The organism is Arthrobacter sp. APC 3897 (assembly GCF_030407495.1).
Lineage (GTDB): Bacteria > Actinomycetota > Actinomycetes > Actinomycetales > Micrococcaceae > Arthrobacter_B.
Map to the genome: position 1 here is coordinate 64706 of NZ_JASDDG010000022.1, position 10163 is coordinate 74868.

Genomic DNA, 10163 nt, shown 5'->3' on the forward strand with positions numbered 1-10163 from the left:
CCGACCTCCGGTGGTTCGAACGCGTTGCCTGTTAGGCATCAAGTGTTTCCCATGAGGCTAAAGTGGAACGTGGGCCGCCGTCAAGACTAGGCTGTTCCTATGGCGGCTCAAAAGCACAGTGCGGACAGTAACTACGACGTCGATGTCCTGATCGTGGGCGCAGGCCCAACCGGGCTGGCCTTGGCGGCCCAATTGGCGGGCTTCGGGACGAGCTTTCGCATTATTGACCGCAGCCTCACGCGCTCGGAAGAGTCGCGTGCGCTCGCACTGCAGCCGCGGACCCTGGAAGCCCTTAGGCCTTTCGGGATTAGCACCACGCTGACGGCAGCGGGCCATCCTGCGCGCGGGATCCACCTCCATCTGCCGGATCAGACCCTTCCCGTAGACCTGTCAGACGCAGGGATTGAGGACTCCGAATTCCAGCACCTGCTGTTCCTCTCCCAGGCGGAGACCGAACACGCTCTTGCCGCCCACCTGTCCGGCCGCGGAGTCAGAGTGGAACGCGGTGTTGAGCTGCAGGATATTCAGTTCCTGGACCCGGATGATCCGTTTGCCGGAGTGGAAGCCAAGGTCCAGCGCCTGGACCGCGGCATCGAACGCATCCGGGCCCGCTACTTGGTTGGTGCGGACGGCGCGCACAGCACGGTTCGCGCCAAGGCAGGCATGGACTGGCGCGGCAGCAGCTATCCCGGCACCTATGTGCTGGCTGATCTCGAAGTTGACGGCGCGGAAGCTGAACACATGCACGCTTACCTCAATGAGGACGGCTTCATGTTCCTGTTCCCGCTGGGCCGCCCCGCAACGTGGCGCCTGATCGCCATGAAGGAGGACGGCGACCCGGCGCAGGCAACTCTGGAGTCCCTGCAGAAAACCGCTGACAAGTTCTCGGGCGGAGCACTAACCCTCCGGGACCCGCAGTGGATCAGCGATTTCACTCTCTCCCACCGGATGGCTGAATACTTCCAGAACGGCTGCGTCTTTCTTGCCGGAGACGCCGCCCATGTCCACTCCCCTGTTGCCGCACAGGGCATGAACACCGGCATCCAGGACGCCCTGAACCTGGGCTGGAAGCTGGCTCTGGGCGCACGCGGCCTCGCCTCCGAAGAGCTGGTGGACAGCTACGACGCGGAACGGCGCCCCGTTGGCAAAGCCGTCCTGCAGTTCACTGACCGCATTTTCCGGCTGGCCTCCTCCAGGAACGGGCTACTGAAGCTTCCCCGCACCAAGATCCTGCCTGCCGTTGCCCCCAGGGCCTCCGGGTCCAAGGCGCTGCGTTCTCGGTTGTTCCGTACGGTCTCCCAGCTGGACACCCGGTACCGGGGCAGCCACATGGTGGACACCGGAGACAGCCGCCTTCCCGCATTCCTGACAACCGGGCCCAAGGCCGGGGACCGGATGCCTGACGCCGTAGTCCTGGAACAGGGGCGCGAGCGGCGCCTGCACGACATTCTCTCCACGCCGGGGTTCCATGTCCTCCTTTCCGGCCCGGGGTGGCCCGCAGACACCCAGCTGCGGCTCCACGACGCCCTCGGACAGCTCTCCCCGTGGCTCAGCGTCCAGCGCCTGAGTGTAGGCAGCCGGCTGGCAGCGGCGGATCCTTCGGAAATCCAGGACGTGAGCGGGCTGGCCTTCGAACGGCTTGGACTCAGCGTCCGGCGTCCGGAGATCCTGGTGGTGCGCCCGGACGGACATATCGGTTTCCGCTCCCAGGGAACGGACATCACGGGCGCAGTGGAGTATCTGGAGCGCCTGACCACTCCGGCTGCCGGCAGCCCGGCCGCCGTCTAGCCCGCCTAGCCCGTCTAGCCCGTCCGGGTCAGCTCGCCGACGGGCTGACCAGCGTCCACAGCACCACGGCCTCTTCATCTGCCGGATTGCGCCATGAGTGCGGCTCCTGGCCCGGAAAGGTGACGGTGTCCCCTTCGCAGAGATCCATGGTTTCTCCGGCGAACTCCAGCACAAAACGCCCGCGCGCCACATGGAGTACCTCCACGTCACAATCCACGGAATAGAGCTCCGTCTCACCGGAACCCCTGGGCTCAATGACGGCGCGGATGACTTGAACCCGGCGTTCGGCACGGGGCGTCACCAGCCGTTCCGTGATTCCGGTGCCGCCCAAATTCACTGACGGCGCATCGCGCCAGCGCGTCAGCTCCGTTGCCGGTGCCGTAAACAGGTCCCCGATGGAAATCGAGAGCACCTGGCACAGCGTGAGCAGGGAGGCCACCGACGGCGATGTCAGGTCCCGCTCCACCCTGCTGAGGAACCCCTTCGTGAGACCCGTGGCGCCGGCCACCTGCTCAATGGTCATCCGGCGGGCCTGCCGTGCCAGGCGGATCCTCGGTCCGATGGCCACCGGCGCATTGGAGGGCTCTACTGGCAAGGCCTTCATGACGGAGAACGTCCTCTCATTTGTTTCCGGCGGCATACCCGCCGGTTCCCTGCTCCGAGCATATCGAGTGCGGCCGGGCGCTCCGTCCCGGCCCGGCCGCACCCGCTTAACAAGCCGCCAAATCATTGACGGTGGCACCGCGCTGAATTAGCCTACGGGACAACATAAGTTTACTCGGGGGCATTTCGCCGCCGAGTCCGGCGCAACGGCAGGATTTTCATGGAGCACCTAAACACCATCATCGTGGTGGTCTACCTTGCGGGCATGCTGGCTTTTGGCTGGTGGGGAAAGTCCCGGACCAAGAATGTCAGCGACTATCTGGTGGCAGGCCGCCGTTTGGGCCCGGTTTTCTACACCGGCACCATGGCCGCCGTCGTACTGGGCGGAGCCTCCACCGTAGGCGGAGTTGGCCTGGGCTACACCTACGGGATCTCGGGTATGTGGCTGGTGGTGGCCATCGGCGCCGGGGTGCTGCTCCTGAGCCTGCTTTTTGCCTCCACGCTGCAAAAACTGAAGATTTACACGGTCTCGCAGATGCTCACCCTGCGCTACGGGGTCAGGTCCACCCAGGTCTCCTCCCTCGTGATGCTCGCCTACACGCTCATGCTGTGCGCGACGTCGACGGGGGCCTATGCAACCATCTTCGTTGTGCTCTTCGGCTGGGAGCGGTGGGCGGCCATCGCCGTGGGCGGCGCAGTGGTGCTGATCTACTCCACCATCGGCGGAATGTGGTCCATCACCCTGGCCGATATGGTCCAGTTCATTATTAAGACCGTAGGCGTCTTTGCCCTGATGCTGCCCTTTACCCTGAACGCGGCCGGCGGCCTGGACGGTATCCGGGAGCGTGTGGGTGCCGAGTTCTTCAGCGTGACCGGCATCGGCGCTCAGAGCATCGTGACGTATTTTGTGGTTTACACCCTGGGCCTGCTGATCGGGCAGGACATCTGGCAGCGGGTCTTCACCGCGCGCACGCCGCTGATCGCCCAGTGGGGCGGCACCGCCGCGGGGATCTACTGCATCCTGTACGGCGTAGCGGGAGCGGTGATCGGCATGGCCGCCAGCGTGGTCCTGCCTGCCGTGGCTTCCAAGGACGATGTCTACGCAGATGTTGCCATGAGCATCCTGCCGGTGGGACTGGGCGGCCTGGTGCTCGCGGCGGCGGTCGCTGCCATGATGTCCACGGCCTCCGGCGCGCTCATTGCCGCCGCAACCGTGGCCCGCGCCGACGTTGTCCCCTTTGTCACCGGTTGGATCCGCGGACGCGGCGCGGACGCCAACACTGAAACCAGCGGCAACCCCGAGCATGAGGTGTCGAAGAACCGCGCCTGGGTACTGGGGCTGGGACTGGCGGCCATTGGCCTGGCCATCGCCGTTCAGGACGTGGTGGCTGCCCTGACCATTTCCTATGACATCCTGGTGGGCGGCCTCCTGGTGAGCATCCTCGGCGGGCTCACCTGGAAGCGGGGCACCGGCTTCGGCGCGGCACTGTCCATGGCTGCGGGCACCGTGGTCACGCTGGGAACCATGGCCTTCCTGGAAATCACCGCAGAACAGCAGTACGACGGCATCTACGCCAACGAACCCATCTACTTCGGGCTGCTGGCCTCCGCCGCCGCCTATGTGGCCGGTTCCCTGCTCACACCGCGCACTGACGACGGCGTGATGCGGGCGTGGGAGGATCGGGTGGCCGGCCGCTGGAGCGATACCGGCGCCGAGACCGCACCGGTGGCCTGAGGCGCCGGAGGTTCCACGGTTCGCCCGGGCTGTAAATCAGTCCCGGGCAGCCGCGCCGGCGGAGTCTGCTTCTTCCGGCTCGGGGAGTTCGGGGTCTTCTTCCGGATTACCGTCGTCCTCTCCGATCCAGACTTTGATGATCGCCCAGGAGACTGCGGCGATGGGAACGGAGAGGATGGCGCCCACGATGCCGGCCAGGATGGTACCGGCCGTCAGCGCCAGCAGGATCACCAGGGCGTGGATGCTCAGGGTGCGGCCCATCACCACCGGCTGCAGGAAGTTGCCCTCGATCTGGTTCACCGCAATGATCACGATGACCACGATCAGCGCCACCACCGGGCCGTTGGCCACCAGCGCAATCAGGGCCGCCAGTACGCCGGCCGCGGTGGCGCCCACCAGTGGGATGAACGAGCCGACAAAAACGATCACGGACAGCGGCAGGGCCAGCGGGACCTGCAGGATGAACAGGGCCGCACCGATGCAGATCGAGTCCACAGCCGCCACAATGGCGGTTCCCCGGACATATCCGCCCAGGACTTCCATGGCCCGCGTACCGGACAGCCGCGCCTTCTCCAGCCGTTCCCCGTGGAACCAGCGCAGAACAAACGCCCAGATCTTGTCCCCGTCCTTGAGGAAGTAGAACAGCACCACTGCCATCAGGAGGAACCCGGTGATGAAGTTGGTGGCCGCGCCAATGCCGGCCAGGGCGCCGTTGCCCACCGTGGAACTGGTGGCAAAGCCGATGGCGGCGTCACGGGCGTTTTCGATGGTGGCGGCGTCGTGCGGGATGGGGCTGTCCTGGATGAACTCGTACAGCTTGTTGAAGCCGTCCACGGCCTGGTCCACCAGCGAGCTCCATTCACTGCGGATGGCGAAAACGATGCCGGTGATGAGTCCGCCGAACACGATGAGCAGGAGCAGGAAGGACACTCCGGTGGCAAGGGCGCTCGGCCACCCCTTGCGCCGCAGCCAGTTCACGAACGGTGCAATTGCCGCAGCCAGGATCAGTGCGAGCAGCACCGGAATGACCACCAGGGTGATCTGCAGCAGTCCGTAAACCGCCACGGCCGCCAGCAGGAGGACCAGCAGGATCTGCGCCGAGCGCTGGCCGGCATGGCCCAGCGAGCCGCTCCAATATCCCCGGGGCGAGTTCTGAGACTGTCCGCGCTGCAGGGTGGACGGTATTCTGGGCATGTCTTGGTCTTCCTGTTGGCGGAACCGGTGAAGGAATTACTCGGGTGTTGCCGCTACTGTGCAGTCGGGTCCCCGGACGGGGGCGCGGGATCGGTCAGGCTGTCCCGCACGTGCCGGCGCAGCACCTTGCCGATCAGTGAGCGCGGCAGGTCAGGAATCTGAACGATCCGGCGGGGCACCTTGTAGGCTGCCAGTTCCCTGCGGACATAGTCGCGCAGATCTTCGGGCTGGAAATGCGCATCTTCTTTAAGGACGACGGCGGCTACCACGTCCTCTCCCCCGCCGGGCCTGCCGATGCCGACGACGGCGGCGTCGGCAATGCTGTCGTGGCGCTTCAGCGCTTCCTCCACCTCGGAGGGTGAGACGTTGAACCCGCCCGTAATGATCAATTCCTTGATCCGGTCGCGGATCGTGACGAAATGGTCCTCATCCACGGAGACAATGTCACCGGTGCGGAACCAGCCGCCCTCCAGCAGGACCGCCTGGGTTTCCGCCGGCTTGTTCCAGTAACCCTGGAACACCTGTGGACCCCGGATCAGGAGTTCACCCTCCTGGCCCGGGACGCGGTCCACGGCGGGATTTTCCGGATCCACCACACGGATGTCGGTCAGCGGGAAGGGCACGCCCACGGTTCCGGGCTTCCGGGTGGGGCCCATCGGATTGCCGAGGGCCACCGGTGACGTTTCGGTCAGCCCGTACCCCTCGATCAGATACCCGCCGGTGGCTTCCTCCCAAGCCTTCACCGTGGAGACCGGCAGGTTCATGGCGCCGGAAATGGCGAAGCGCACGCCCTGCAGGGAGACTCCCTTTTCCTTGGCTCCGGCCGCAATGCGGTCATAGATCGGCGGAACGGCCGGCAGGAAAGTGGGCGGTGACTTCTTCGCTGCGTTCAGCACCAAATCCACGTCGAACTTGGGGAACAAGACAAGCTTGGCGCCCAGGCTCATCGCAAAGGTGAGGCACAGGGTGAGTCCGTAGGCATGGAACATCGGCAGGACGGCGTAGAACGTTTCTTTGCCCGGCCGCAGCCCCGGCACCCAGGCCCGCCCCTGCGCAGCGTTGGCCATCAGGTTGGCATGGGTGAGCATGGCGCCCTTGGGTGCGGCCGTGGTGCCGCTGGTGTACTGGATCGCGGCAAGATCCGATGCCTCGGGCCTCGGATGCCGGCGCCTGAGCGGGCGGTTGTCCAGCAGCTTCTTCCACGCGATGACCTGCCGGGCTCCGCTCTTCGGTGCCTTGGAGACGGTCAGGGCGCTCCGGGCCTTGCGTGCCGCCGGAACGGGAAGTTTAAGGGCCAGCCGATTCTTCAGCGGCATGCTGTCGATCAGGTTCACCGACACGATGCTGCGCAGCGGAATGTCTGCGGGCAGCGCCTGCAGCCGGTCCACCGCCTTGTCCCAGGCCACGGCCACTGTTGCTCCGTGATCCTCAAACTGGTGCCGCAGTTCCCGGTCGGTGTACAGCGGGTTGTGCTCCACGACGACGGCGCCCAGCCGCAGGACCGCATAGAACGCCACGATGTGCTGGGGGCAGTTGGGCAGCACCAGCGCCACCCGGTCGCCCTGCTTCACGCCCAGCTTCTTAAGTCCGGAGGCGGCACAGCGGATTTGTTCGCCGAGGGCTTGGTAACTGGTAGTTGCTCCGAAGAATTCCAGGGCGGTTTTGGAACCGTATTTCCGGATGGACTGCTCCACCATGTCCACCAGGGACCCCTCCGGCAGGGTCAGGTCCGCAGGAACCCCTGCACCGTAGTGGCGCGTCCAAGGCCGTGAGTGTTCGGCAGGGGGCGGTGGTGTATGAGTAGTCACGTGTCCGACTTTATCCTCTGAGCGGGGAGCCTCCGCTCCAGGCCCGCCGGTTTGGGCACCCTTGTCTGCTGCTGCCTGCATCCTGTCTTCCTCGGGTTGCACTTAGTTCTCCGCTACACTGATAGGTCGAAGGGGAGTAGCTCCGGCCCTCCCGCAGAATCCATAGTAGTGAACTCCGGCAGCGGTTATTGATTATCCGCTGGCCTCGATGTTCACCGGATCCGCGGAAGAAGCCGAGGTCTGTCGACACACTGGCCGCCATGCGGCCCGGCATACCACCCACTGTGTTCAACGCACGGGCGAGCGAGACCTTCGGTCAGTTTCGCCATCAGCTGACCGGAGCCTTTCCCAATACTCCGGTCCAAGTACCAGGAGCAGTGTTGAACACCCACCCAGAAGCCGAACGCCCGCACCAGCCGGCGCCGCCGTCGTCGTCCGATCTGAGACGCTGGCGGCAATACCTGGCCGACGAACGCGCTGAAGCAGACACCTACCGCTACCTCGCCGAACGCCGCAGCGGCGAAGAACGCGACATTCTGCTGGCCCTGGCCGAGGCCGAAGGGCGCCATGAAGCCCACTGGCGCGAACTGCTGGGTGAAGAAGCCAACCGAAGGACCCGCGCGTCCCTGCGCAACCGGCTGCTCGGGTTCCTGGCCCGCCGTTTTGGCTCGGTCTTTGTCCTCGCGCTGGCGCAGCGTGCCGAAGGCCGCTCCCCCTATGCACAGGATCCCAGTGCCACCAGTGCCATGGCCGCCGATGAACAAATCCATGAGGAAGTGGTGCGGGGGTTGGCCACCCGGGGACGAAACAGGCTCTCCGGCAATTTCCGTGCCGCAGTGTTTGGCGCCAATGACGGGCTGGTATCCAACCTCGCCCTGGTGATGGGCATTGGCGCCACAGGTGTGTCCAGCGGCTTCATCCTGTTCAGCGGCCTGGCCGGACTGCTGGCCGGTGCGCTCTCCATGGGAGCGGGTGAATACGTCTCAGTTCGTTCCCAGCGCGAGCTCCTTGAAGCGTCCCGCCCCACCCAGATCACGCTGGCTGCCGCGAAGTCCCTGGATATTGATGCCAACGAGCTGGTGCTGGTCTACCGGGCACGGGGCATGTCCCCCGAGGCTGCTGAGCACCGTGCGGCCGAGCGGATGGGTTTGTACACCTGCGACTGCGACCCGAGCTTCTCGCTGAACCCGGAAGCCGCCGTTGAAGGCGTGGACGAGCACGAGACGGTAGGCACGGGACTTGGGGCGGCCACCTCCAGCTTCTGCTTCTTCGCTTCCGGTGCCATCATCCCGGTCCTGCCTTATATCTTTGGGCTCACCGGGCTGGCCGCCGTGGTCATGTCCTGCGTCCTCGTGGGCCTGGCCCTGCTCATCACCGGCGGCGTGGTGGGTCTGCTCTCCGGTGCGTCACCGATGAAGCGGGGCCTGCGTCAGCTGGCGATCGGCCTGGGCGCGGCCGGCGCCACGTACCTGCTGGGCATGCTGTTCGGCACCGGGGTGGCCTAGGCTTCCCCCATGACTACTTCAGTGCCCGTCCTTCCGCTGCGCAGCGGCGCCCTTATCCCCCAGATCGGGCTGGGAACCTGGCCCCTGGACAATGCCGAAGCGGCTGATGCCGTGGAAGCCGCCATCGGTCTGGGCTACCGGCATTTTGACACCGCCGAGAACTACCGCAACGAGACGGGTGTGGGCGAGGGCCTGCGCCGCAGCGGCCTGGACCGCGCCGAAGCCTTCATCACGACGAAATTCAACAAGGAATGGCACAGTTTCGACGGTGTTCGACGGGCCGTGGAGGCGGCACTCCAGCGGCTGGGAACGGATTACGTGGATCTGCTGTTGATTCACTGGCCCAATCCCGCACAGGACACCTATGTGGACGCGTTCCGCGGCATGCGGGCCGCCCAGAAGGATGGCCTGGTCAAAGCCGTAGGTGTCTCCAACTTCAAGCCCGCCCATCTGCAGAAGCTGGCCGATGCCGGGCTGGTCCCGGACGTGAACCAAATCCAGCTCGATCCCTACCGTCCGCGCAGGGATATCAGGGAGGCCAATGCCAGGCTCGGAACGGTGACCGAGGCATGGAGTCCGCTGGGCAAGGGCAGCCGGCTGTTGGAGGATTCCCTGCTGGGCACCCTTGCAGCCAAATACGGCAAGACACCGGCACAGGTGGTGCTGCGCTGGGATATCCAGTCCGGCATCGTCACCATTCCCAAATCAGCCAACCCGGAGCGGATGGCTGAGAACCTGGACATCTTCGACTTTGAGCTGGACAGCTCGGAGATGTCGGCGCTGGACCAGCTGGAAACTGATGCTGCCGTGACCGATTCAGACGTCTTCGGCCACTAGCTCCCAAGGTTTTCCACAGGCGGGACCCTTCCATATCCGCGGTTAACCGGACCGGTTAGATTGAGCTGACCGGCCGGCCGCCGGGCATCGGAAGGGGAACTCGTGGTCGCTTACGCCATTGACACCGCGGCAGTCCTCGCTGTCCTGCAGGACACGGAAGCGGAGCTGGCGCCCCTGGCTTCCCTCGCTTCAGACCTTCAGGACAGCGTGGACACAGTCGTCTCTTCGCTTGCTTCCAGTCCGGTGGGCCGCGCCCTCGCCCAGTATGCGGCTGAAACACTCCTTCGTGACCTCGCTTCCGCTGTGGCCGGCTCCGGCCGGGCCGTGCAATCAGTGAAGGCGGCGGTGGCCGGGTATGCCGCCGCTGATCAGGAAATGCGGATGCATGCCGAGGCCGCAGCCGCGGCTGTTCCGGGAATCATAGGAAAACCGCTGCCCGGACCGCCTCCCTGGAAGCCCATCTGGCCCCAAAAGCCCCTTCCGGTCCTGCCCAACCCGCTGCTGAAGCTGCCGTACCGGCTGATCGGCCCTCCATGGTTGATGGGCCCTCCGCGGTGGATGCGACCGCCAGGGTGGATGGGCCCGCCCCGGTGGATGCGCCCGCCGTGGATTCCCGGTTTGCCCCGCTGGCCGCACGCAACCGCCTGTCCCGGACCCCATCGCCCGCCCGGTGGCGGGACAGGCGGTTGCGTG

8 protein-coding genes are annotated in these 10163 nt (G+C 65.5%); 5 read left to right on the forward strand and 3 right to left on the reverse strand.

Annotated elements, in window-relative coordinates:
• Positions 1-99 precede the first annotated feature (99 nt).
• On the forward strand, positions 100-1788 hold the full coding sequence (locus QMA10_RS11820; RefSeq protein WP_290168599.1) for an FAD-dependent monooxygenase: 1689 nt from the start codon (positions 100-102) through the stop codon (positions 1786-1788).
• A 28-nt stretch (positions 1789-1816) separates the two neighbouring features.
• Here the strand turns inward: QMA10_RS11820 and QMA10_RS11825 are convergent, their stop codons facing one another.
• A complete protein-coding gene (locus QMA10_RS11825; protein WP_290168601.1) occupies positions 1817-2392 on the reverse strand; it encodes a cupin domain-containing protein in 576 nt (191 codons plus the stop codon).
• Between the two features lie 219 nt (positions 2393-2611).
• On the opposite strand from QMA10_RS11825, the gene QMA10_RS11830 reads away from it, so the two are divergent.
• The gene (locus QMA10_RS11830) at positions 2612-4126 is read left to right on the forward strand and encodes a sodium:solute symporter (RefSeq protein ID WP_290168603.1); all 1515 of its coding nucleotides are present in this window, start codon (positions 2612-2614) and stop codon (positions 4124-4126) included.
• Between the two features lie 36 nt (positions 4127-4162).
• Here QMA10_RS11830 and QMA10_RS11835 read toward each other — a convergent pair whose 3' ends face one another.
• Both QMA10_RS11835 and QMA10_RS11840 read right to left on the reverse strand, forming a co-directional pair.
• Positions 4163-5320 carry an AI-2E family transporter gene (locus tag QMA10_RS11835; RefSeq protein ID WP_290168604.1) on the reverse strand — a complete coding sequence of 386 codons (1158 nt, stop codon included), beginning with the start codon at positions 5318-5320 and terminating at the stop codon, positions 4163-4165.
• Positions 5321-5373: 53 nt separating this feature from the next.
• Entirely contained in the window at positions 5374-7128 is a 1755-nt protein-coding gene (locus QMA10_RS11840) for a long-chain-fatty-acid--CoA ligase (RefSeq protein ID WP_290168605.1), read from the reverse strand.
• A gap of 380 nt (positions 7129-7508) precedes the next feature.
• On the opposite strand from QMA10_RS11840, the gene QMA10_RS11845 reads away from it, so the two are divergent.
• The 3 genes from QMA10_RS11845 to QMA10_RS11855 all read left to right on the forward strand — a co-directional run.
• Positions 7509-8633 (forward strand): VIT1/CCC1 transporter family protein, encoded by a 1125-nt coding sequence (locus QMA10_RS11845; RefSeq protein ID WP_290168606.1) that lies wholly within the window; start codon positions 7509-7511, stop codon positions 8631-8633.
• Between the two features lie 9 nt (positions 8634-8642).
• On the forward strand, positions 8643-9470 hold the full coding sequence (locus QMA10_RS11850) for an aldo/keto reductase (protein ID WP_290168608.1): 828 nt from the start codon (positions 8643-8645) through the stop codon (positions 9468-9470).
• A 102-nt stretch (positions 9471-9572) separates the two neighbouring features.
• The coding region (locus QMA10_RS11855) for a DUF6507 family protein (RefSeq protein WP_290168609.1) at positions 9573-10163 on the forward strand (591 nt) is incomplete at its 3' end.